The 22886-nt window shown below is 41.1% G+C and carries 27 protein-coding genes; 2 read left to right on the forward strand and 25 right to left on the reverse strand.

The genetic code is table 11. From position 1 onward, the window contains the following. Nucleotides 1-50: 50 nt before the first annotated feature. The 20 genes from BUB92_RS02680 to dprA form a co-directional block, all read right to left on the reverse strand. On the reverse strand, nucleotides 51-437 hold the full coding sequence (locus BUB92_RS02680) for a TIGR02530 family flagellar biosynthesis protein (protein WP_073089626.1): 387 nt from the start codon (nucleotides 435-437) through the stop codon (nucleotides 51-53). Continuing rightward, nucleotides 427-963 carry a flagellar hook capping FlgD N-terminal domain-containing protein gene (locus tag BUB92_RS02685; RefSeq protein ID WP_073089628.1) on the reverse strand — a complete coding sequence of 179 codons (537 nt, stop codon included), beginning with the start codon at nucleotides 961-963 and terminating at the stop codon, nucleotides 427-429. The genes BUB92_RS02680 and BUB92_RS02685 overlap by 11 nt, the downstream gene beginning before the upstream one ends. A gap of 19 nt (nucleotides 964-982) precedes the next feature. Next, nucleotides 983-2326: a flagellar hook-length control protein FliK gene (locus BUB92_RS02690; RefSeq protein WP_073089630.1), complete on the reverse strand. Its 1344-nt coding sequence runs from the start codon at nucleotides 2324-2326 to the stop codon at nucleotides 983-985. A gap of 68 nt (nucleotides 2327-2394) precedes the next feature. Next, nucleotides 2395-2967: a MotE family protein gene (locus BUB92_RS02695; RefSeq protein ID WP_073089632.1), complete on the reverse strand. Its 573-nt coding sequence runs from the start codon at nucleotides 2965-2967 to the stop codon at nucleotides 2395-2397. 41 nt (nucleotides 2968-3008) lie between these two features. After that, nucleotides 3009-3464, reverse strand: coding sequence for a flagellar export protein FliJ (fliJ, locus tag BUB92_RS02700; RefSeq protein WP_073089633.1), 456 nt, complete (start codon nucleotides 3462-3464; stop codon nucleotides 3009-3011). A gap of 12 nt (nucleotides 3465-3476) precedes the next feature. Continuing rightward, on the reverse strand, nucleotides 3477-4796 hold the full coding sequence (gene fliI / locus BUB92_RS02705; protein WP_073089635.1) for a flagellar protein export ATPase FliI: 1320 nt from the start codon (nucleotides 4794-4796) through the stop codon (nucleotides 3477-3479). Between the two features lie 4 nt (nucleotides 4797-4800). Beyond that, nucleotides 4801-5619 (reverse strand): FliH/SctL family protein, encoded by an 819-nt coding sequence (locus BUB92_RS02710; RefSeq protein ID WP_073089637.1) that lies wholly within the window; start codon nucleotides 5617-5619, stop codon nucleotides 4801-4803. Continuing rightward, nucleotides 5612-6619, reverse strand: coding sequence for a flagellar motor switch protein FliG (fliG, locus tag BUB92_RS02715; RefSeq protein WP_073089680.1), 1008 nt, complete (start codon nucleotides 6617-6619; stop codon nucleotides 5612-5614). The genes BUB92_RS02710 and fliG overlap by 8 nt, the downstream gene beginning before the upstream one ends. A gap of 8 nt (nucleotides 6620-6627) precedes the next feature. Further along, entirely contained in the window at nucleotides 6628-6822 is a 195-nt protein-coding gene (locus BUB92_RS02720; protein ID WP_073089638.1) for a hypothetical protein, read from the reverse strand. After that, nucleotides 6816-8255, reverse strand: coding sequence for a flagellar basal-body MS-ring/collar protein FliF (gene fliF, locus BUB92_RS02725; RefSeq protein WP_073089640.1), 1440 nt, complete (start codon nucleotides 8253-8255; stop codon nucleotides 6816-6818). The genes BUB92_RS02720 and fliF overlap by 7 nt, the downstream gene beginning before the upstream one ends. Before the next feature lie 17 nt (nucleotides 8256-8272). Continuing rightward, nucleotides 8273-8575, reverse strand: a complete 303-nt coding sequence (gene fliE, locus BUB92_RS02730; protein ID WP_073089641.1) for a flagellar hook-basal body complex protein FliE — start codon at nucleotides 8573-8575, stop codon at nucleotides 8273-8275. Between the two features lie 11 nt (nucleotides 8576-8586). Then, entirely contained in the window at nucleotides 8587-9042 is a 456-nt protein-coding gene (flgC, locus tag BUB92_RS02735) for a flagellar basal body rod protein FlgC (protein WP_073089643.1), read from the reverse strand. Next, nucleotides 9043-9474 carry a flagellar basal body rod protein FlgB gene (gene flgB / locus BUB92_RS02740; RefSeq protein WP_084728288.1) on the reverse strand — a complete coding sequence of 144 codons (432 nt, stop codon included), beginning with the start codon at nucleotides 9472-9474 and terminating at the stop codon, nucleotides 9043-9045. It abuts the gene before it with no gap. Nucleotides 9475-9638: 164 nt separating this feature from the next. Then, the gene (gene codY, locus BUB92_RS02745) at nucleotides 9639-10424 is read right to left on the reverse strand and encodes a GTP-sensing pleiotropic transcriptional regulator CodY (RefSeq protein WP_073089644.1); all 786 of its coding nucleotides are present in this window, start codon (nucleotides 10422-10424) and stop codon (nucleotides 9639-9641) included. A gap of 12 nt (nucleotides 10425-10436) precedes the next feature. Then, a complete protein-coding gene (gene hslU, locus BUB92_RS02750) occupies nucleotides 10437-11837 on the reverse strand; it encodes an ATP-dependent protease ATPase subunit HslU (RefSeq protein ID WP_073089646.1) in 1401 nt (466 codons plus the stop codon). A 12-nt stretch (nucleotides 11838-11849) separates the two neighbouring features. Next, nucleotides 11850-12383, reverse strand: coding sequence for an ATP-dependent protease subunit HslV (gene hslV / locus BUB92_RS02755; protein ID WP_073089648.1), 534 nt, complete (start codon nucleotides 12381-12383; stop codon nucleotides 11850-11852). Between the two features lie 3 nt (nucleotides 12384-12386). Continuing rightward, nucleotides 12387-13301, reverse strand: a complete 915-nt coding sequence (xerC, locus tag BUB92_RS02760; RefSeq protein ID WP_073089649.1) for a tyrosine recombinase XerC — start codon at nucleotides 13299-13301, stop codon at nucleotides 12387-12389. A gap of 76 nt (nucleotides 13302-13377) precedes the next feature. Next, nucleotides 13378-14691, reverse strand: a complete 1314-nt coding sequence (trmFO, locus tag BUB92_RS02765) for a methylenetetrahydrofolate--tRNA-(uracil(54)-C(5))-methyltransferase (FADH(2)-oxidizing) TrmFO (RefSeq protein WP_073089651.1) — start codon at nucleotides 14689-14691, stop codon at nucleotides 13378-13380. A gap of 2 nt (nucleotides 14692-14693) precedes the next feature. Beyond that, nucleotides 14694-16772 (reverse strand): type I DNA topoisomerase, encoded by a 2079-nt coding sequence (gene topA, locus BUB92_RS02770; protein ID WP_073089653.1) that lies wholly within the window; start codon nucleotides 16770-16772, stop codon nucleotides 14694-14696. A gap of 23 nt (nucleotides 16773-16795) precedes the next feature. Continuing rightward, the gene (gene dprA / locus BUB92_RS02775; protein ID WP_073089655.1) at nucleotides 16796-17887 is read right to left on the reverse strand and encodes a DNA-processing protein DprA; all 1092 of its coding nucleotides are present in this window, start codon (nucleotides 17885-17887) and stop codon (nucleotides 16796-16798) included. A 148-nt stretch (nucleotides 17888-18035) separates the two neighbouring features. Here dprA and BUB92_RS02780 point away from each other — a divergent pair, with 148 nt between their 5' ends. Further along, nucleotides 18036-18221, forward strand: coding sequence for a hypothetical protein (locus BUB92_RS02780; RefSeq protein ID WP_073089656.1), 186 nt, complete (start codon nucleotides 18036-18038; stop codon nucleotides 18219-18221). A 33-nt stretch (nucleotides 18222-18254) separates the two neighbouring features. Then, on the forward strand, nucleotides 18255-18419 hold the full coding sequence (locus BUB92_RS11490; protein WP_159432295.1) for a hypothetical protein: 165 nt from the start codon (nucleotides 18255-18257) through the stop codon (nucleotides 18417-18419). A gap of 27 nt (nucleotides 18420-18446) precedes the next feature. Here BUB92_RS11490 and BUB92_RS02785 read toward each other — a convergent pair whose 3' ends face one another. From BUB92_RS02785 to BUB92_RS02800, 5 genes are all read right to left on the reverse strand, one after another. Next, nucleotides 18447-19796 (reverse strand): DNA methyltransferase, encoded by a 1350-nt coding sequence (locus tag BUB92_RS02785; protein ID WP_073089658.1) that lies wholly within the window; start codon nucleotides 19794-19796, stop codon nucleotides 18447-18449. Between the two features lie 116 nt (nucleotides 19797-19912). Then, nucleotides 19913-20050, reverse strand: a complete 138-nt coding sequence (locus BUB92_RS11495; protein ID WP_159432296.1) for a hypothetical protein — start codon at nucleotides 20048-20050, stop codon at nucleotides 19913-19915. A gap of 33 nt (nucleotides 20051-20083) precedes the next feature. Beyond that, nucleotides 20084-20857: an RNA polymerase sporulation sigma factor SigG gene (gene sigG / locus BUB92_RS02790; RefSeq protein WP_073089660.1), complete on the reverse strand. Its 774-nt coding sequence runs from the start codon at nucleotides 20855-20857 to the stop codon at nucleotides 20084-20086. A 109-nt stretch (nucleotides 20858-20966) separates the two neighbouring features. Beyond that, nucleotides 20967-21689 (reverse strand): RNA polymerase sporulation sigma factor SigE, encoded by a 723-nt coding sequence (gene sigE, locus BUB92_RS02795; protein WP_200774182.1) that lies wholly within the window; start codon nucleotides 21687-21689, stop codon nucleotides 20967-20969. Between the two features lie 14 nt (nucleotides 21690-21703). Continuing rightward, nucleotides 21704-22579 (reverse strand): sigma-E processing peptidase SpoIIGA, encoded by an 876-nt coding sequence (locus tag BUB92_RS02800; protein ID WP_073089662.1) that lies wholly within the window; start codon nucleotides 22577-22579, stop codon nucleotides 21704-21706. Between the last annotated feature and the right edge of the window lie 307 nt (nucleotides 22580-22886).

Below are 22886 nucleotides of genomic sequence, written 5' to 3' on the forward strand. Positions count from 1 at the left end.
GATGCTTCAGTCATTCCACATCCCCGGGCTTCCTCTAAAGAGGTCCAGCCCTAGATAATCACTGCACTGTCAATATTGGTAAATACATTTTCTTTCAGGTTTTCTCCATTTACAGCGGTGATGACTGTATTATTTTTTATGCTTACTACCAGAGCCAGGTCATTCATCAAGATAAGCGAATCCTTGGCTCCTTTACTTCTAGCCCTGGCTACTGCCTCCTCCAGCTTGTGCAAATCTTCAGGACTCAGTTCTATATTACGTGACTTAAGCCGCTGCTGCGCATGGCTGGAAAACTTTAATTCTCCCTGCAGCTTCTTTTCTAATATCTGGTTGAAGCTTCCTCCTTTGGCTTCCGCCCTGGTCGAGACTGCATCATTTTTTTTCGGGGTTAAAGGAGTCAGTACCTGGTTAGGGAAAAATATTATTCTATTTTCCATCAGTTTCACCTTCTCCTGCGCTATTGCCCTTAAGTTCAGTCAGCTTCTCCAGAATAGCATGAAGTACCGGAAGGCTATCATCCTCATATTTGCCAAATTCTATCACCTGGTCAGGTTCTACAAGCTTTCCTCCTATATGGTAGTAAAATTTGCCATCTCTTATAAACAGGGAGTCTACCACGCCTATCTTAATTTCCTCACCGTATCTTCCTTCCGTGTAAGCTACTTTTCTTCCTATGGCTGAACTTATTTTTTGCCACTCCATATAGCTATTAAGCTGGTTGCTTATTTTTTCAAAACTGGTATTGAGGTTTTTCATCTGTTCCAGGGTGCTAAAAGTAGCCATCTGGGCTATAAATTCCTTATCATTTACCGGTTCCAGGGGGTTCTGATACCTGAGCTGGGTAATCATGAGTTTTAAAAAATCATCCTTGCCCAGTATATTCTTGTTCTGAGCTTTTTCCAGCTGGTCTCCCTGAGGAGCTTTTCCGATCCCGGAGAAGGAAGTATAACTTACTGCTGTCAACTTTTTCACCTCCTGATCATTATATCAACCAGCTCATAGTGCTTTCCCCGGCATAGGAATCATAAATTTCTTCTTCTGCATTTAGTGCATAATCAGCATCACCCATCGAGGAAGCAGAATTATCAGAGTTTACAACTCTCCTGACAGCATAAAACTCAGGCCTTTGCCCCATAAACTGCCGGCTGTTTTCCGAGCCGTCAAACATGCCTCCATTATTGAGCTGCACATTTACTTCTGTTTTTTCCACGCGAAGGCCTTGATTTTCCAGCGATTGTCTCAAAGCTGCGATATTGCTCTCCAGCATCTGCTTTACGCGAAGATTTTCAGCTATAAATCTAGCCGTTACGGCTCCTTCCTCAACTGCTATCTTAATAGTCATCTTGCCTAAAAACTCAGGCTTGAGCTCAATCTTCATTTCGGATAAGTTCTGCTTTACCAGAAGCTCCGCCTTTCTGACAATCTGCGCAAATACCTCTTTTTCATTTACAGGCACCGGCTTGGGCAGGTTCACAAAGGCTGCTGTTCTTAAGGATTCTGATGATTTACTGGCTGTTCCATTAAAAACAAAATTCCTTTTCCCATCTGCCATCTCATCATTATTCAACTGCTCCTGCTCCCTTAATGCCAGTTTGTGGCCTGTGTTTTTCATCTGTTCCCAGTAAATCAACCCTTTGACATCCTGCTTTTCCGGCTTTGTCTGATCAGAAACAGGAAAAGGAGATTTTTCCTGTTCACCTGGTTCGGCCTTCATTACCCCATCCTGGCGTACAGAAAACCCGCTGTTCTTTTCTTCCGGCAGCAATAATTTCAGCTGGTTCGCTGTTTCTTCTTTTTCCTGCCTGCTCAGCAGGTTTTTAACTGCCTGCCTGATAACTTCCTCTATTCTTTGGGATACTACAGGCTCCAGAGACAAGTCTTCAGCCATAACTGCCAGCTGTTTTTCCAGATGGGTTACCCATTCAGCCAATGTTATGGTCTGGCTTCGGCTCTCAGAAATAGCCCAGGTCATCTTCTCACTAACATATTCGCTTATTTTTCTACTTTCCTCCGGCAAACTTCCCATCTGTTCCAGTTTAAGCAGGCCATCTGCAATCTGTCCCCAGCAAAGCAGTATATCGAGTTCATTTACTTTTACCTCTTTTTCAGGCAGGTCAGAATTCAAAAGGGCTAAAGAAGACTTGCTATCTGATGATATAAGTTCTTCTCTCTTATTATCAGCCTTAGAAGAAACCAGGTTTCGGTTAAGGATTGGGGCAAACTTTTTCTCCCTTGCCTCATCCTGTCGGGTATACCGGCCTGAACCATCTGTCCTTAAACCAGCTTTAAAATCTGCTTTAAGAAGAACTTCTAAGCCTACACTCACCTTTTCACCTCCTTTCTCTTCCTGGTATCTATCTCCTTCACCTCAGGAGCAACATGGCCCCTTGAGGATTACGGGCTTACCACCAGCATCTTTTTGGTTATTTCCGCTGCCTTTCTTTTATCCATATTCTGCAGTATCTGGGCAGCAGTTTCTTTATCCATCTGGGTCAAAATGCCTATTATATCTTTATCTTCCAGATTGCTCATTATCTCGGCTGCATTCTTAACTTTCATAGAGGCAAAATAATTAGCCATATCTTTGTAAACAGCTTCCTGATCCTTCCGGGCCTTATCCGCTCGCCTTAATTCTTCATTTAGCTGCATAATCTCTTCCTGCATAGCTATTCCCGCTGCTTTTTCTTTTTCTAATTCCTTTTTCAACCTGGCATAGTCACTTTTAATCAGAGCAATCTCCTCATTTTTCTTTTTTATTTCCACTTTAAGCCTTGCATTTTCCTCTCTTAACAGCTGAACTTCGCTCTTAGCCTCTACTTTTTCCTTGGCCACATATTTGCCAATAATCGGCATACGGTTCAAAAATGCCGGGGGTTTTACTATTTCAAAAAAAAGCAGTCCATACCCTGTTCCGGCCAGTATTATCAATATTAAAATCGCAATTACCAGTCCCTTTACTTTTCCCATAGCTTCACTCCTGGTCATAGCTCAAATAAAAACCGGCCTATCTATTCATCTATCTTTTTTTGCCTCTGCCAGTACCGGCTGGTGGCTATTTCATCTATAAATTTTTGTTCTTCTCGATTAAGCTCATATAAATATTCTTCCCAGGCCTTTTGCTTCAACTTTTCCAATGTTTTTACTTCCCGCTTCTTTTTCAGCAAGTCCTGCCTTAAGTTTTCCAGTTCCTCTCGGGCCTTATCCAGCCTCTCTTCCACCCGGGCAATATTTTCTTTTAAAACCGGTATATAATCACGAATCAGATTAACAAAATAGATATTGCTTTCCCGCAAAAAATTCCGCATCATGGCTTCGCTTCTGGCCAGACTGCAGTATAAGTTCGCTTTTTCAACTTCTAATTCTTCTACTTCTTTTTCTTTTGCCTGCAACCTGGCTTTAGCCATCTCTTCTTCCCGCCGGCTTACATCAAGTTTAGTCTGCAACCTGAATACAAAAGGCTTCACCTACATACATCACTATCCTTCAACTGTTTTTCTGAGCTCATCCAGTACCTGTTCAAAAGTTACCTCTTCATAAATATCCTGCCGGCTAAAGCTAAGGCATTTATCAATAAGGGCTATAGCCTCATCTATTTTCGGATTAGCCCCTTTGCGGTAAGCTCCGATTTCTATAAGATCTCTGGCCTCTTCATAAACCGCAAGAATACTGCGGTAACGGTTGGCCATTTCCAGATGTTCCCTGGAAACAACATCTATCATAACCCGGCTTATGCTGTTTAGCACATCAATAGCCGGATATATATTCATGGCAGCCAGCCGGCGGCTTAAAACTATATGTCCATCAACTATTCCTCTTACCGCATCGGTTATCGGTTCATTCATGTCATCCCCTTCTACCAGTACTGTATACATGCCGGTTATAGTACCCCGTTCGGAATTTCCTGCCCTCTCCAGCAGCATGGGAAGCTGGGCAAAAACCGAAGGGGTATACCCTCTGGTAGCAGGAGGTTCACCTATAGCTAAACCTACCTCGCGCTGAGCCATAGCAAAACGGGTAAGAGAATCCATCAATAAAAGCACATCTTTCCCCTGATCCCGGAAATATTCAGCAATACTGGTAGCTACAAAAGCTCCTTTCAACCTGACTAAAGCCGGCTGATCTGATGTAGCTACCACTACTACTGACCTAGCAAGCCCCTTTTCCCCTAAATCCCTTTCCAAAAAATCCCGCACTTCGCGTCCTCGTTCACCAATTAAAGCAATAACATTTATATCGGCAGTAGTATTGCGGGCTATCATCCCCAGCAAGGTGCTTTTACCTACTCCACTTCCTGCCATAATACCTATCCTCTGGCCTTTACCAATAGTTATTAAACCATCAATAGCCTTTACCCCTACGGGGAGGATTTCGGTAATCCGTCGTCTTTTCAAAGGGTCAGGAGCTTTATTTACAACCGGATAAAAAGCCTCGGGTTTTATATTTTCCTTGCCATCAATAGGTTCTCCCAGACCGTTTAACACCCTTCCAATAAGGTCAAAACCTACCCCCACTTCCAGCGTCCTGCCTGTAGCAATAAGTTCACTTCCTGAACTTACTCCTTCCATACTCCCTAGAGGCATAAGGATTATCTTATTCCCTTTAAACCCTACCACCTCTGCAGGCAACATCTGGTCATGATAACCCCTGGTGCTTATATAGCACAGTTCACCTAACTTAACTTTAGGCCCATAAGCTTCCAGGGTCAATCCTATCGCCTGGGATACCCTGCCTTTAAGCTTATAGGTCTGGGTATTCTCGATAATATTTAAATAGCTATCAACCTGAAAATCATGCATAACATCATTCCCCGGTAAGTTCATGCTCCAAAGCATCTTCAAGACTTGCCCATCTCGTTTCCAGCCGGGCATCTACGGTTCCCCTGTCACTTTCTACGACTACTCCTCCCGGGCTTAGTCGATTATCAACTCTAATCTCTAAATTAGGCATCTCACTTTCTATATCGTTAAAATCTCCTCTTTCCCTTAATAAATTTAAAATTTTAAAATCTTCGGGATTAACGCGCAGCATCACATTTTCCGGCTGGTCCAAAAAGCTTATCGCTTCCCTTACTACTTCCCGAATACTTTCAGGATTAGCCTTAAGCTCAGCTACTACTATCTTGCGGGCAATAGCCATAGCCAGCCTTACAATATCCTTTTCGGCTGAATTTATTATTGCCAGCTTCAACCTTCTAGCTTCTTCGATCATCTGCTTGCTCTGCTCTTTAGCCTCCTTCAACTCCCTTTCCATCTCGGCACGTGCTTTTTGCCATCCTTCCTCATATCCTTCCTTTTTCGCCTTTTCTCTTATTTCCTCGGCTTCCTCATAGACGCGGGCGCGAATATGGTCCGCCTCTTCCTCCGCCTCGGCCAGGATAAGCCGGGCTTCTTCCCGGGCTTTATTTAAAAGCTCTACTACCATCTCCTCGGTTTCTTTTATTATCTTTTCACTTTCGCCTTTAAGCTGGTCTAAATCAATTTTTTCCCTGTCTATTTCGTTATTTATAACGACAGCAGATTCACCTTGGGACTGCGGTAAATCTTTCAAAACGGGAAGCCGGGCTGCTTCAATAAGACGAGGATTTAAGGCTATCTGAGAATTTTTTATTATTTTAGACAATTATTTCATCTCCTCCGCCCCGGGCAATGACAATTTCCCCGGCTTCCTCCAGCCTTCTTATTACATTAACTATGCGCTGCTGAGCTTCCTCAACATCACGCAGCCTTACCGGGCCCATAAATTCTATATCTTCCTTTAACATTTCGGCAGCGCGAGAAGACATATTGGAGAAAATCTTCTGCGCCACTTCACTGCTGGCTCCTTTAAGGGCCAGAGCCAGATCCTGGCTTTCAACTTCACGCAGCACCCTCTGCACCGAGCGGTTGTCAAGCATAACAATATCTTCAAATACAAACATCAGTTTCTTTATCTCTTCTGCCAGTTCGGGGTCCTGCACTTCTAGAGCTTCAATAATCGTCTTTTCCGTTCCCCGGTCTACCCGGTTGATAATTTCGACTACGGCTTTTACCCCGCCGGCACTCGTCATTTCCTGAGGAGCAATAGAAGAAAGCTTGCGTTCCAACACCCTTTCTACTTCCCTTATTACCTCAGGCGAAGTAGTATCCATAAGAGCAATCCTCTTGGCCACATCAGCCTGCTGTTCCGGAGGAAGAGCCGACAATATGCTGGCTGCTTTTTCCGGATCCAAATAGGCCAGAATCAAGGCAATAGTCTGCGGATGTTCAGATTGAATGAAATTTAAAAGCTGAGCCGGTTCGGTTTTACGCACAAAATCAAAAGGCCGTACCTGCAGAGATGCTGATATACGGCTTATTATTTCCATAGTTTTTTCCGGTCCATAAGCTTTTTCCAAAACTTCTTTGGCATAGGCTATACCTCCCTGCCCTATATACTGGCTGGCCAGACACATCTCATAAAATTCACGATATATTTCATCCATCTTTTCAGGAGTTACCTGCCTTACACTGGCAATTTCCAGCGTAAGCTGTTCCACTTCTTCATCTGTCATATGTTTAAAAATCTTCGCCGACTTTTCCGGCCCTAAAAAAATCAGGAAATTAGCGGCCTTTTGCTTGCCGCTCATAGCTTTTTTCGGCATCCTTCCTATCACCTCGCATCCTCAGCCAACCAGGCTCTGATTACCTGAGCTGCATCTTCGGGATTCTCATCGATAAGCTTTTCTATTTCATGTCTTATCTTCTGTCTTTCTTTTTCTTCCGGAGTAAGATTTTTATCCAGCAATTCCTCCAGCTTGATCTCTTCTTCCACTACCGCCTCAAATCCCGCCGGCTCCTCTACCAAGGTTGCTTCCTCTTTACCCCTGCCACTAAGAGCCAGGCCAGGATTACAATAAGCAAGCCTGATATACCCATAACCAGAGGAAGATAAGGCCCTTTAAGCAAACTCTCCATCAAGGATGCCTCAGCCGGCTCCGGTTCTGGTTCAGTATAAAAATCTATAAAAGCAACTGATATGCTCCTTTCCAGGTTTATATTGTTATTTTCCGGATCTTCTTTAAGCCCACAGGCCGTAGCTACTATATTGCGTATTTTTTCTATTCTCTCTTCCTCAGTTTCTCCCAGATTAACCTTATCGACAATAGCGTTGTTCACTAGAACAGAAACAGTTAAATTTTCGTACTTGACATCCCCCTTAGAAAACCTGGTAACAGTTTCCGTTTTGTTTATCTCATAATTCCTGGTTTTTTCACTTTCATCATAACTTGTAGCACCAGTTCCGGTATCGGTTTGCGCATACTGGGGAATATTAGTATCTGTTCCCGGTTCACCGGCTACTGCAGTTTGGCTTCCGGTACCTGATTTTTGTACTATTTTTTCACTGCGGACAAAAGGTCCTGCCGGGTCATGGCTGTATTTTTCATCTACCTGTTGTTTTTCATCAAAATTAAGCTCCGCATTGACCCTTACCACCACATTATCTTTTCCCAGAGTCTTGTTCAGCATAGTCTGTATAGCGTTTTCTTTTTCTTTTTCATACTGCCTTTTCATGGCCAGCTGCATTTTTACTATATCAGTTGTAACATCATAATCCATATTTATACTATCCGAAACCAGGTTGCCGTTCTGGTCAACTATCACTACATTTTCCGGACTTAGCCTTTCTACACTATTAGCCACCAGATTGACTATGCTCCTCACTTCTCTAGGAGTCAAAGGGTTATCATCTTCCGTTCTTATAACCACTGAAGCTTTAGGCAGTTCCTCTCCTTCAGAAAATAGCGAAGGTTCAGGAAGAGCCAGATTAACCTTGGCTGCTTTTATCTTGTCTAGGCTTTGAATGGTACGGGCTAATTCCCCCTGCAGGGCGCGCTGATACTTTACCTTCTTATCCGTCTGGGTTTCCCCGAAACTGCTCTCCTCAAAAAGTTCAAAACCAGCTTCCCCCCGGGGCAGATTTTCACCTGCCAATTTCAAGCGCAATTCATATTTTTTCTCTGCCGGTACCAGTATAGTACTCCCCTGGTTCTGGAGCTTATACGGTATCTTATATTCCTCAAGTTTAGCCACAATGGCTGCAGCATCCTTTTCTCCCAGCCCGGTGTAAAGGACATCAAACTTTTCCCGGTTTCCCGCACCCGCAATTAAAGCCAGCAAAGAAATCAAAACCAGAAGGGCAGCTCCTCCCATAAGGACCTTCTGATTCAGGTTAAGCTTAGACCAAAATTCTCTGCTTCCAGCCAAAAAATTTTTTATCACATCCCAAATATTCTGCATCTCCTAACTCCCCAAATCTACATTTGCATGCGCATCAATTCCTGATAGGCTTCGAGCACCTTATTTCTTATCTCCACGGTAAGCTGTAAAGCCAGACTTGCTTTTTCATAGGCTATCATCACATTATGCAAATACTCTTCTTCCCCGGTAAGAAGCCTTACGGCACTTGCGGAAGCATCTTTCTGTAAACTATCCACCTGTCTTAAAGCCTGGTTTAAAAGCTCAGCAAAGCTTACCCCTTTTTCATGGTCCCTGGTCTCTTTTACTTTCGCCAGGCCATGCGTATTTAATAAACCCCAATCTAAACCGACAGGTTTCACTTTTTATCCTCCTATCTTCCTATATCTAAAGCACGTAAAGCCATGCTCTTGGTAGCTTCTATCACCTTGGCATTCGCCTCATAGGAGCGGGTAGCGGAAATCATATTCACCATCTCTTCGACAATATTTACATTAGGATAATTGACATATCCTTCGGCATCAGCATCAGGATGGGAAGGGTCATAAACCCTGCGTAAAGGAGCTTCATTCTCACTTATTTCGCGAATTTCCCTGACCCTGACCCCGCTTCCGATTTTAGCCCTTTTCGCCTCTAAAACGCTGCGAAAATCATTGTTATTCCCGCCCGTAGTTCTGGCTTCCAGAACTACCACCTGTCTTCTATAAGGCCCTCCTTTTTCCGTACGGGTAGTATCTACATTAGCCATATTATTAGCTATGGTATCCATGCGCAAACGCTGCGCTGTAAGACCAGAAGCACTTATATTTATGCTATCCAGAAACCCCATCTATCCCTGCCTCCTTCCACTTATCGCTATCCGCAAAAGACGCAATTCATTAGTTATACTCTGGGCCAGAGCATCATACATTATCTTGTTTTTGCTCATTTCTGCCATTTCGACATCAATATCAACATTATTGCCATCATTTCTGAAAGTCTGGGTATTAAGCCGTTTAATTTCCGGCTGCAAGCTGTCAACAGCCATACCGCCATCTTCCTTGATATGTCTGGCATTAGTAGTTTTAAGCGGCATTTCCCGGCCTTTATTATCCTGTAAAAATTCCTTGAGCTTTTGCTCGAAAACAACTTCACTTTTCTTAAAACCCGGGGTATCTACATTGGCAATATTATCAGCTATCACCTTTTGCCTCAGTTCGGCTACATCCATCGCGTGCTGTAAAAGTTTAAGCGAGGTAGAATTAAAAATCCTGTCCAGCAAGCTATCACCTCGGATAAATTCGCAAAATTATGTCATTTATTCTATCTTTCCTGTCAAAATTCCTGCTTTTTTATGAAAAAAGCAAGCAAAAAGGCTAACCATATTTTTCTACTATCGGTTAGCCTTTACTTTAAGTATTATATTATATCTCACTTAAAATGGAACTATTTTTTATTGAGTTCATCAAAAAGATAATCATTAAGCACTTTAATATAAGTCCCCTTCATGCCCAGGGAACGTGAATCGATTACCCCTGCACTTTCAAATTTGCGCAGGGCACTTACAATAACCGACCTGGTTATACCCACTTTATCGGCAATTCGGCTGGCAACGAGAAGCCCTTCTTTGCCCTTAAGTTCAGCAATAATATGTTCAATAGCTTCACGTTCGGAATAAGAAAGAGTAGCCAGAGCAATCTGGACAGCCGCCTTTTTGCGCGCTTCCTCTTCAATTCTTTCTGCCCGCATGCGCATAACTTCATTGGCTACTACAATAGCCCCATATTCAGCCAGAACAATCTCTTCATCGGTAAACTCCTGGTTTTCCCGCATCATTATGAGGGTTCCAATCCTTTTGCCCCCCCCAAAAACCGGAGTAATAGACCATATCCTGGTCGAACAGTCACAGTCCACATTATCCGGATTAAATATACACCTGCGCCCATCTGACATACGCACATTGGTAGCTGTTTCTACCATGTTCAAAAGTTCCTGGTTAAAACTTTCCGGGAAGCGCTCTGCATGGCTTAGGAGTTCCTCAATTCCGCCGCAGGTTGCTCCCTCGGTAAAAGCATAACCGGCAATTTGCCCCCTTCGCCCTACCACAAATACGCTGCAGTTCAGATTTTCCGATAAAACCCGGGCAATTTCAAAAAAATCTACCGGATTGCCCCCAATCTTTTGCAGCATCTTGCCAATATTCCGTGATTTTTCTAATAAAGTTTTTTCCACATGCCCAACCCCCTATAATACATATCTGCTTAGATCCTCATCTTCCACAATCTTCTTCAGCCTTTCCGCCACATAGGCAACATCGATAATTACTTCCTGCCCGCTCTTATCAGGAGCATCAAACAGCAAATCTTCCAAAACTTTTTCCATCACCGTATGCAGCCTGCGGGCGCCGATATTTTCAGTTTTAGCATTGACTTCATAAGCCATTTCCGCGATGTAATCGATAGCCTCCTCGGTAAAAGTTACCTTCACATTTTCGGTCCGCAAAAGCTCAGTATATTGTTTTATTAAAGCATTATTAGGTTCTACCAGTATGCGCTTTAAATCCTCTTTAGTTAGATTTTCCAGTTCTACCCGAATAGGGAATCTTCCCTGTAATTCAGGAATAAGATCCGAAGGCTTGCTGACATGAAAAGCTCCTGCAGCAATGAACAGTATATGGTCAGTCTTAACCGGCCCGTATTTAGTCATTACCGTACTTCCTTCCACGATAGGCAAAATATCGCGCTGAACACCTTCTCTAGATACATCCGGCCCTACCGTATTGCCTGAGCCCGCAATCTTATCAATCTCATCGAGAAATATTATGCCATCTTCTTCCACCCTTTTAATGGCCTCGCGGTGCACTTCATCCATGTCAATAAGCTGCTGGGCTTCTTCATGGGTCAGGATTTCCTTGGCTTCTTTTACCGTAACTTTGCGTTTTTTCTTATTTTTAGGCATAAACCCGCCTAAAACATCCTGCAGATTGACTCCCATCTCTTCTACTCCGGCCCCGGAGAATATTTCCAGAAAAGGAGTAGCTTTTTCTTCTACTTCGATTTCAATAATTTCATCTTCCAGCTCGTAGCGCAAAAGCTTTTGCCGAATTATCTCTCTTTGCGCCTCAATCTCTTTCTTTCTTCTTTCGAATTCATCATCTAAAGCGTTGTCTTCACTTGCCTGACTGAATAAAAAATCAAATGGGTTTTTAGGAGTTTTGCTCCTTTTTTTGGGTAAAGGCATAATATAGTCAACTATACGCTCATAAGCCAATTGCCTTGCTCTTTCTTCCACCTCCTCCAGCTTCTCCTGTTTTACCATGCGTACCGCTGTTTCCACCAGATCCCGCACCATAGAATCTACATCCCGACCCACATAGCCAACCTCGGTAAATTTGCTGGCTTCTACCTTGATAAAAGGAGCCCTGACCATCTTAGCCAGCCTTCTTGCTATTTCTGTCTTGCCAACTCCTGTCGGGCCGATCATAATTATATTTTTGGGATATATCTCCTCGCGTAATTCTTCCGCTACCATTTTCCTGCGATACCTGTTTCTAAGCGCAATAGCTACCGCTCTTTTTGCATTCTTCTGCCCTACTATATGCTTGTCTAATTCTTCTACGATTTGCCGTGGCGTAAGTGATTGCATTCTTCTGCCTCCTTATTCTATGACCTCTAAGGTAATATGGTCATTAGTATAGACACATATTTCCGAGGCGATTTTAAGTGCCTGGTAGGCAATATCCCGGGCCGGCATATCCGTAAAATTATACAGTGCTTTAGCTGCAGCTAAAGCATAAGCTCCTCCCGAACCAATAGCAGCTATACCTTCATCCGGTTCAATCAGTTCCCCATTACCTGAGATAACAATGATTTTCTCCCTGTCGGCTACTAAAAGAAGCGCCTCAAGCCGGCGCAGGATTTTATCCGAACGCCATTCCTTAGCCAGTTCAACCGCTGCTCTAGTCAAATTCCCCCCCATCGCCTTGAGTTTTTCTTCAAACTTGCCAAAAAGAGTAAAAGCATCAGCCACCGATCCCGCAAAACCTGCCACCACTTTGCCATCATAAAGGCGGCGCACCTTGGTAGCTGTATGCTTCATAACCATATTTTGCCCCCAGGTAACCTGTCCGTCTCCGGCTATAGCTGTCTGGTTATTTTTCCTGACCGCCACAATAGTTGTTGCTGTAAACATTTTTTACCTCCGCGGATGTGTATTATCATATATCTTTTTTATACTTTCTCGGGTTAAATGAGTATATATCTGGGTAGTAGAAAGCTTGACATGTCCTAGCATCTCCTGTACGGAACGCAAATCAGCCCCATTATTAAGCAAATGAGTAGCAAAGGTATGTCTGAGCACATGTGGGCTTATTTTTAAATTTCCTGCCACTTCATGCATGTATTTATCCAGAATATTACGCACACTGCGATCGGTAAGGCGACTGCCTCGCCAATTCAAAAATAAAGCCTTTTCTTCAAGATGCCCGGGTTTTAAAAGTTTCGAGCGGCCATCTTCTATGTAAATATGAACAGCCTCCCGTGCCTTGCTACCTAGAGGAACCAGCCGTTCTTTATCTCCTTTGCCCTTAACCTTTATAAAATCACCATAAAGGTAAACATCCTGCACATCAAGGCTCGTAAGTTCACTTACCCTGAGCCCTGAGGCATATAAGGTCTCTAAAATAGCTTTATCCCTTTGTCCCAAAGGAGTTCCCCTATCCGGGGCATTCAGCAGGGCTTCCACCTCTGCTGGATACAGAAACCTGGGCAGCCTTCTTTCCTGTTTAGGAGTAGAAACCAGAGCCAAAGGATTATCATCCAATATATTTTGTTTACACAAATAGCGGGCAAATGAGCGCAAAGAAGCTAATTTGCGAGCACTGGAAGATTTTTTTAATCCCTGGTCCTGTAAATACATAAGGTATTCTCTAACTACCTTATGGCTTAAAAAATCAATTCCTATCTCTTCCTGCTCTAGACCGTATTGCCGGCTAATAAAATGGGCAAATTGTTCTAAATCACCCTTATAGTTCTTAATCGTAGCTGCCGAAGCATTTTTCTCTACCTGCATATAATCTATAAAACGCAAAATTTCACTATAAATAGACATCATTAATTCCCTTAATGTATATTAATAATTTTTTCTTATTATTAAAAATGCTAGCATAAGCTAGCCTAAATTACAACTATCCCAAAAACAATTCTGAATATTTTTTTAGTTCATGTAATGACCGTTCCAGATAGGCTCGATTACGAAGATTCTTATCTTTTATAGGCTTTTCTAAAGGCGGAAGCAGACCAAAATTAGCATTTATAGGCTGGAAATTATCGCCAGGGGAAGAAGTTATAAAATCCAGAAGGGCACCAATCATAGTAACCTTATCTGGAATCCAGCATTTTTCTCCCTTTATAAGCCTCACAGCATTAATGCCAGCGATAATACCCGTAGCTGCCGATTCCATATAACCTTCCACCCCGGTTATCTGTCCAGCAAACAATAAATAACTATTCTTGCGATACTGCAAAGTAGGATAGAGCAATGATGGGCTGTTTATATAGGTATTGCGGTGCATAACTCCATAGCGAACAAACTCAGCATTTTCAAGGCCAGGAATAAGCCTGAATATCCTGTCTTGCTCACCCCACTTAAGCCGGGTCTGGAAGCCTACCAGACCCCATACTTTTCCTTCCTTGTCTTCCTGCCTAAGCTGAACTACCGCATAAGCATTTTCGCCGGTTCTTGGATCCTTCAGGCCTACAGGCCGCATCGGTCCAAAACGCAGGGTATCTTTGCCGCGTCTGGCCATGACTTCGATCGGCATACACCCACTAAAAAAGAGGCTCTTATCTATGGCATGGCCTTCTTTGATATCAGCATTTACCAGCTCATAATAAAACTTATCATACTCCTCTTCCGTAAGAGGACAGTTTAAATAATCATCAGTTCCCTTGCCATAACGTGAAGCTTTAAAAACCTTGTTCAAATCAAGGCTTTCCAGGGTTACGCTGGGAGCTACGGCATCATAAAAATAAAGGTTTTCTTTTCCGGTCATGCGCTGCAAAAAAAGGGCCAAACCATCTGAAGTCAAAGGCCCAGTTGCCACAATAGTAACCGCATCATCAGGCAAAGAAGTTATTTCTTCACATATAACCTCTATATTAGGATGTTTTTTCAGCCTTTCCGTAACCAGCCTGGAAAAAAGGCTTCTATCCACAGCCAGAGCTGAACCAGCCGGAACCCTGGCTTCTTCAGCACAGCTTAAAAGCAAAGACCCTAAAAGCCGCATCTCCTTTTTTAGCATCCCCTGAGCAGTTGTTTCATCTTCTGATTTTAAAGAATTACTGCATACCAGCTCGGCAAAATCGCCTGTCCTGTGCACAGGGGTCATTTTCCTGGGCCGCATTTCATATAATTTCACCTTGATGCCCGTGGAAGCGATGCGAAAAGCGGCTTCACTACCTGCCAATCCTGCCCCTATTACATTGACATAAGGCTGCAAACTTAATCCCTCACTTCTTGCATATATTCACATTTTTCTCCCTGACATACTATTCTACTTCCATTGCCCTTAACCCCTTTTTCTACCAAAGCTTCTCCACATAGCGGACATTTTTCTCCGGTAGGCTTATCCCAGGAACGAAACTCACATTCCGGATAATTACTGCATCCATAAAATTTGCGTCCTTTTTTAGTTTTCAAAATCAGTATATTACCTCCACAACGAGGACATATAACCCCCGCATCTTCATTGATCGATTCGGTATGGCGACATTCGGGGAAGCCAGAACAGGCCATAAACTTGCCAAAACGGCCGTATTTTATAACCATAGGCCTTCCGCAAACAGGACATTCTTTGCCGGCTTCCTCATCTTTTATCTCTACTTTTTCAATAGACATATGGGCTTTTTCTAATTCTTTTTGGAAGGGAATATAAAAATCCCTTACTACCTGTTTCCAGTCTAATTTGCCTTCCTCAATCAAATCCAGTTCTTCTTCCATACGGGCAGTAAATTCTACCTCAATTATGTTAGAAAAATTTTCTTTCAAAAGTTCAACCACAATAAACCCCAACTCGGTAGGTACAAACTGTTTATTCTGCCTTTCTACATAATTTCGTTTGAGAATAGTCTCAATTATAGGCGCATAAGTAGAAGGACGCCCAATATTCTTTTCTTCCAAAAGCTTAACCAGGCTTGCTTCGGTAAATCTGGGCGGAGGCTGGGTAAAATGCTGTTCCGGATATAAATCAACAAGCCTCAGTTTTTCTCCTTCTTTTATATCGGGAATAGGGTTTCTTACCTCTTCTTCTTCCTCTTCATCGTAAACTTTTTTATAACCTATAAATTTAAGTCGTGAAGAAGTAGCCCGCAAATTATAATCTCCCGCCTCTATATCGACGGAAACTGTATCATAAATACTAGGAGCCATTTGGCTGGCCACAAATCTTTCCCATATCAGTTTATACAACTTATACTGGTCACGCGTCAAATACGGTTTCAAGCTTTCGGGTGTACGTTTTACCGAAGTAGGCCTTATCGCTTCATGAGCATCCTGTGCTGTCTTTTTAGTTTTATATTCATTAGGAACTTCCGGCACATATTCCTCCCCATATTCAGACATTATAAATTCACGTGCCTCTTTTTGGGCAACTTCGGCAATACGGGTAGAATCAGTTCTAAGATAAGTGATAAGTCCTACCGTACCTTCTTTTCCTATTTCCAATCCCTCATAAAGTTCCTGCGCCACCCTCATAGTTCGGTTGGCATAAAAATTAAGCCTGCGGGAAGCTTCCTGCTGCAAAGTGCTGGTAGTAAAAGGGGGATGGGGTTTTTTGCGTCTCTCTTTTTTTTCAATTTTTTGTACTACCAGGGAAGCATCAGCTAATGCTTTTATAATCTCATCTTTTTGCTCAGCATTTTTTATATTAATCTTTTCTCCCTTATAGCTTACCAGTTTAGCCTGAAAACGGTCTCCTTTGTCATCAGCTACCAGCGCATCAAGTGTCCAATATTCTTCCGGGATAAAATTGCGTATTTCCTCTTCTCTCTCACATATAAGCCTTACCGCTACCGACTGCACCCTACCTGCACTAAGCCCTTTCTTTACCTTGTTCCATAAAAACGGGCTTAGACTATATCCTACCAGCCTATCTAAAACACGCCGGGCCTGCTGCGCATTCACCCGGTTCATGTCAATAGGCCGGGGATGGGCAATAGCCTTTTTTACAGCTTCCCTGGTTATTTCATGAAACTCTATCCGGCATTTCTCATCATCCGGTATATTAATGACATTCTGCAAATGCCAGGCTATCGCTTCCCCTTCCCGGTCCGGGTCAGTAGCCAGTAATACCCGGGAAGCCTTTTGTGCCTCTTCCTTTATTTCTTTTAATAAGTTTCCTTTTCCGCGTATAGTAATATACTGAGGTTCAAAATCATTCTCTATATCTATACCCAGTTTGCTTTTGGGCAAGTCTTTAACATGTCCTATAGAAGCTTTTACTTTATAATTTTTGCCTAAAAATTTACTTAACGTTTTAGCTTTAGCTGCTGATTCCACAATAAGCAAGGTATTTTCTGCCAAAGAACCCACCTCTTTATTTCTGATTAATTCTTTACATAGTAATTGCCTGGCATAGCCTTTATTAAACCTTTAAGTTCCATCTGCAACAAAACCTGGCTCAGCTTCCCTATATCCATCCCGCTTACAGCCAGCAACTCATCTATATGACATGGTTCATATCCCATACATTGTATTATCAAACTCTCTTCACTGTCTAGTAGTAAAAAATCATCTTTTTTTAAACTGGCAGCTGCTTTTACATTATAAATGCCAGAGTATTCTTCTAAAATATCTTCCACACAAGTAGTTATTTTCGCTCCCTGTTTTATAAGATTATTACAACCTTCACTAGTACTGGCATTTACAGGTCCAGGAACGGCAAACACATCTCTTCCCTGTTCGAGGGCAAAATCAGCAGTAATAAGAGCCCCACTTTTAGCTCCTGCTTCTACTACTAAAACCCCATAACTCAAACCAGAAATAATCCGGTTACGCCTTGGAAAATTGCCGGGCTCTGGCGGTGTACGCAAGGGGAACTCACTTATTACCACTCCCTGTTGTATTATTCTCTGGAAAATTTCTTCATTTTCCCGGGGATAAATTACATCTATCCCACTTCCTAAAACAGCAACGGTTTCCCCGGTTTCCTCCAAAGCTCCTCTATGAGCTTCAGTATCAATACCCCTGGCCATTCCGCTTACCACTACAACTCCCTGGCGGCTTAATTCCCTGGCCCAGCTGCGGGCTATTTTTTTTCCATACGGTGTAGCCTTTCTCGCTCCGACTATAGCTAAAGCAAATTTGGTTAATAATTTAACCTGTCCCTTATAATACAACAGATAAGGCGGATTAGGTATATTACGCAACAGGAAAGGATAATCCTCTTCTTCTACTGTTAATATATTTATACCTTGGGCATTAAGATATGCAAAATAGCGCAGAGGATCTTTTTCTTTTATCATCATAATTTCATCTACAACTTCCCGGGATAAAAAAGAACCGGCAACCATTTTATAATCAGCATCCCAGAAAGCTTTAAAACTGCCAAATTCCTTCTTTATCTTCCATAATGAAGCATGTCCTAATCCTTTTACCGTATGCAGACTGCACAAAATAGCTTTTTCCAGCTTTTCCATATTCCTACCCCATCTATTTTTATAATTTTAAAAATATTTCTATTCATGGACTTTATTTCCTGCCTTTTATGGCACAAATTACTCTACTTAAATCACATAAGAAGGGCAAAATATTAATACTTAAATTTATCAGAAAGGAGGAATAATCTTGCTCCTAGATTTTATGGATTATAAAAACTCTCTGGCTAAAAAACTCCTGCGCCAGGATAAGGTTGATCCCGGAAGTTTCAGCTTTTTAGAATCAGGCTGGTGGGCACTGCACGCTGCAGCTATTACCGGCGTTTTTATCCTCGGACATGAAATGGGAAAAAAAGGCAACAAATATCGACGCTAAGATTTAATCTAAGATTTAATGAGGAAGGGACTTATGGATAGCAACAATTATCCTGATTACAGCTTAAAACCGAAAAAAATAGTTTTAAGCGGTGAAGATTTAAGAGATGAATATGTTTTTGAAGAAATGTGGTTATGGGGCGATGACAAAGAAAGGGATTTAGTAAACCTTATCGAACAAAACCGCTTGCCAGGATAAAAACCTGCCATAGGCGAAACCGCTCGCCTATGGTATTTCTTTTATAACGGTTATACTATCACCAAAAATATCATAAACCCTTATCGCGATTCTATTCGCAGCCAAAGGCACTTCTATATCACATGCCAGGCTTATATTATCATCAAAAATTGGTTTCTCACGATATATCTGGTAGCAAGAAGTAAAAAGTTTTCCATCATAGCAAGGATCTATTTCCCAGAAATATATTAAGGTGCTAAAAGAGATGCCTTTAGGTACTTTACCCCTATTATCAGAAGAAGGCAAATAGTCTACAATTTCAACTTTTACCTTTAGCCTATCACTGTTCCTTTCTAAAATCATCGGTTTCTTTACCAGGAGAATATTATCTTTTTTATCCTCCCTTCCTTCACTTAATTCCTGTACTTTAAAAGGGGCAAATCTTCCCTTAATCATCCTGTACATAGAAGTTTGCACCGCTATGCTGCTGGCATCGCATCCTATCCATCTTCTTCCCAAATCTTCACAAGCGTGTAAGGTACTTCCCGCCCCTGCATAAAAATCTCCCACCAGGCTATCCGGTAGAGAAGCTGCTTTAACCAATCTTTTTATTAACTCAACCGGCTTCTGGGTAGGAAACTTCAAATTTTCCCGCGCTGTAGGGCTTAAAATCTTGTTAATATCCGTCCACCAATCCTGCATCATAGCTCCCTTTTCATTAAGCCGGTACTTATCTCCTTTTACCCTAGTCAAACCTCTTTGTAAAGTTTTATCAGTGTAAGCGCGGTATTGAGGATTAAAAATATAGTCTCTGCCTTTGGCATACCACAAAATAGTATCATGTTTACGGTGAAAATATCTTTTAGTTCCACTTCCTCCTCCATAACACCAGATTATTTCATTCACAAAATTCTTCGGCCCAAAAACTTCATCCATAATAACCCGTATGTAATGATGGGCATGCCAATCCAAATGAACAAATATACTTCCCTGGTCCGATAAAAGCTCTCTCATTAAAACTAAAGCGGTATACATATGCTGAAGATAATTATTTATATTTTGACCCCACATATCTTTAAAAACCTGCCGGGACAAAAAAAATTTTTTTCCCTGATCTCGCATTTCCACCCTGGAATAATAATTACTTTCACTCCAGTAAGGCGGATCTATATAGATGAAATCTAATTTTCCATGATAACCTTTTTGCAATAATTTTTGCACAACCTTTATATTATCACCCTGTATAAGAATATTTAATCTATCCGTACCATAGTTTAAATCCCTTATACCATGAGGGTACACATACTCTAAATCAACCAGATCAGCCTTCAGGCTCTCTCCCCTATCCGGTTTTCTTTTACCTTCCCAGATCAGCTTTACCTTATTAATATCATTCACCGATCTATTTCTAACCTCCTATTTCTTTACTAATATAATACATTATTTAGCTCCCCCTAGCTTAAATAAAAAATTAACCGCCAGCCTCTTATTTCCTTCCGGCTGACGGTTAAAAATCACCTGGCAACTATATCCATCCTTACTAAATTATCAGGAGTAAATGCTTTTTCTATGCTAAAAATATCGGCAGTCAACGGAATAAGTAAGGCCAAAATAACCGCCATCAATATAATTACTATTAAGTTTTTGTACATCTTCAAATCCCCCTTTGCTAAGTAAAATAAAATTCACATATTCTTTCTAAGCTGTTTTAAAGCGGCTTTTTCCAACCTGGAAACCTGAGCTTGAGATATACCTATTTCTTCTGCTACTTCCATTTGGGTTTTGCCAGCAAAAAACCTTAATGCGATTATATGCCTTTCCCTTTCATTAAGTTTTTTCATGGCTTCTTTTATGGCTATTTCTTCCAGCCAGATATCATCAGTATTTTTATCATCACTGATTTGATCCATAACTAATATAGGATCTCCTCCATCGTTATAAATAGGTTCAAATAAGGACACCGGCTCTTGAATAGCATCCAGGGCAAAAACTATTTCTTCTCTGGGAATTTGCAGTTCTTCTGCTATTTGCGCAATAGTAGGTTCAGAAGCATTATCACCAATCAGTTTTTCCCTTACCTGCAAAGCCTTATAAGCTATATCTCTTAGCGACCTGGAAACCCTTACCGCATTATTATCCCTTAAATATCGCCTGATTTCTCCGATTATCATAGGTACGGCATAAGTGGAAAATCTTACATTTTGCTCTAAATCAAAATTATCTATCGCTTTTATCAGTCCTATACAACCTACTTGAAAAAGATCATCCACATACTCTCCACGATGGCTGAACCTTTGAATAACACTTAAAACTAATCTTAAATTTCCCTGAATAAGTTTATCTCTAGCTTCTTTATCTCCTTCTTGCATAGCTTTGAAGAGGCTTTTCATTTCTTCATTCTTTAAAACCGGCAACTTCGATGTATTGACCCCACAGATTTCAACCTTGTTCAGCAATATTCCACCCCTTCATCTTTATTCACTTTTTTAAATTATTCTCCAAGAGGAGTAACATTATTCTGATAAATAAAAAACCCAGATGCTAAAACATCTGAGTTTAATAAATTACTTAAATTTCCATTTTGCGCATCTCTTTGCGCAAACGTTTCAGTATACGCTTTTCTAATCTGGAAATATAAGATTGGGAAATCCCTAATATATCTGCTACTTCTTTCTGCGTTTTTTCTTCACTGCCATCAAGTCCAAAACGAAGCACAATAATAGTTTGTTCTCGGGGGCTTAATTTTTTTACTGCCTGCCACAAAATATTTTTTTCTATTTCCCCTTCTAGTCGTTTATATATCATATCACTTTCCGTCCCCAACACATCGGAAAGCAAAAGCTCATTTCCATCCCAGTCAGTATTTAAAGGCTCATCCAGTGATACCTCTCCTTTGTTCTTATTCCGGCGCAGATACATTAATATTTCATTCTCTATACAACGCGAAGCATAAGTTGCCAATTTTATGTTTTTCTTAGGTTCAAAAGTACTTACTGCTTTCATAAGTCCAATAGTACCAATAGATATAAGGTCTTCTATCCCTACCCCTGTATTCTCAAATTTTTTGGCAATATAAACTACCAGACGAAGATTATGTTCAATTAGAATAGATCTTGCTTTAATATCGCCTGCTTCCAGCCTTTTTATAACCATATTTTCTTCTTCTTCACTTAAGGGTGGTGGTAATATTTCACTAGAACCAATATAGTGTATACTCTGCATTATTTTGCGTCGCAAATAAAGCTTTAAAAGATAAGCTCTCCATTTACGCAGGAAAAAGAAAATATGCATAAAATACCTCCTTTTTATGCTGCCCGCAGTATTTCTGCAGGGATAAGCATTTTATAATCACCCTCTAAATGCAAACTATCTTTATAAATCGCTAGCACAGCATCTTTATAAACCAGAAAATCATCCCCGGTATCTATAATTACCTCATCTGCTCTTATTCCCACCAGTATACCTTTTTTCTTACCAATAGATGTAAAAGGAATTAAACGCAGGCGATAGGCCATACTTGATGCGGCAAGCCTGGTAAACATTAGATTGTCATCACTACTTTCCTCCATAATACGGCAAAAATCTTCAGGCAAATAATTTTTCAAAAAATTATACTCTACTACCAGAACAGGTTTATCGGTTAAAGGATCACGCAAATTATTGCCCGTATCTAAAAACCCTTTTCCCGAGCAATAATCATCCCCCAATTTAATCTTTACTGGAAAGCTTAACAAATCAGGAATAATTTTTTTGCTCAAATAAATACTTCCATACCTTCCTATTAATACAATGCAAAATATGCCGCTTAATAAATATAAATAAGAAAAAGAGTTAATATAAGCATGGCTAACTCCCAGATAGTAAAAAGCCACCGTAGCTCCTGCCGCTGCAAAGCTTATACCATAAAAACATAAAAATACCCTCTTAAATTCCGCTAAGCCCCGGGGAGCTAAACCAATAACCAGCAATAAAGCAGAAACAAGTATTTTCACAGGAATACTATAAAAAAATGATAAAGAAGGGTACAAATAGCCTACAGAATAAAGGCCACCTATAAAGGAACTTACAGAAATCCTCTTATAATTCAGCTCCAAACGCGTCAATTTAGCTGTGCCCCAGAGCAGAAAAAAATCCATTATAAAATTAATTAAAAAAGTCATGTCTAGATAAATATAACCCATCTTAATATATCACCTTAGAACTTAGACCTTTAAACAGCACTACTTAATCATTATGTTTACATTACCCTTGGTATTCATACCAAATTATACCATATGCATGACGCATAATTTGTTGTATTAACAGAAATAAAAGGTTCTATAATAAATGTTGGGGTAGGAGAAGGAAAATAAAAAGCATTGGGTCGAATACCTGTTAATAAAAACAACCAAAACCACTCATAAAGGAGGTATTCTTCCCAATGCAATTTCAGTTTAACAAAAATTTGCTTTTTTTAAAAGATGTAAACATCGATGATGTCAAGCAGTA

Source organism: Thermosyntropha lipolytica DSM 11003 (assembly GCF_900129805.1).
In the GTDB taxonomy this organism is placed as follows: domain Bacteria; phylum Bacillota; class Syntrophomonadia; order Syntrophomonadales; family Syntrophomonadaceae; genus Thermosyntropha; species Thermosyntropha lipolytica.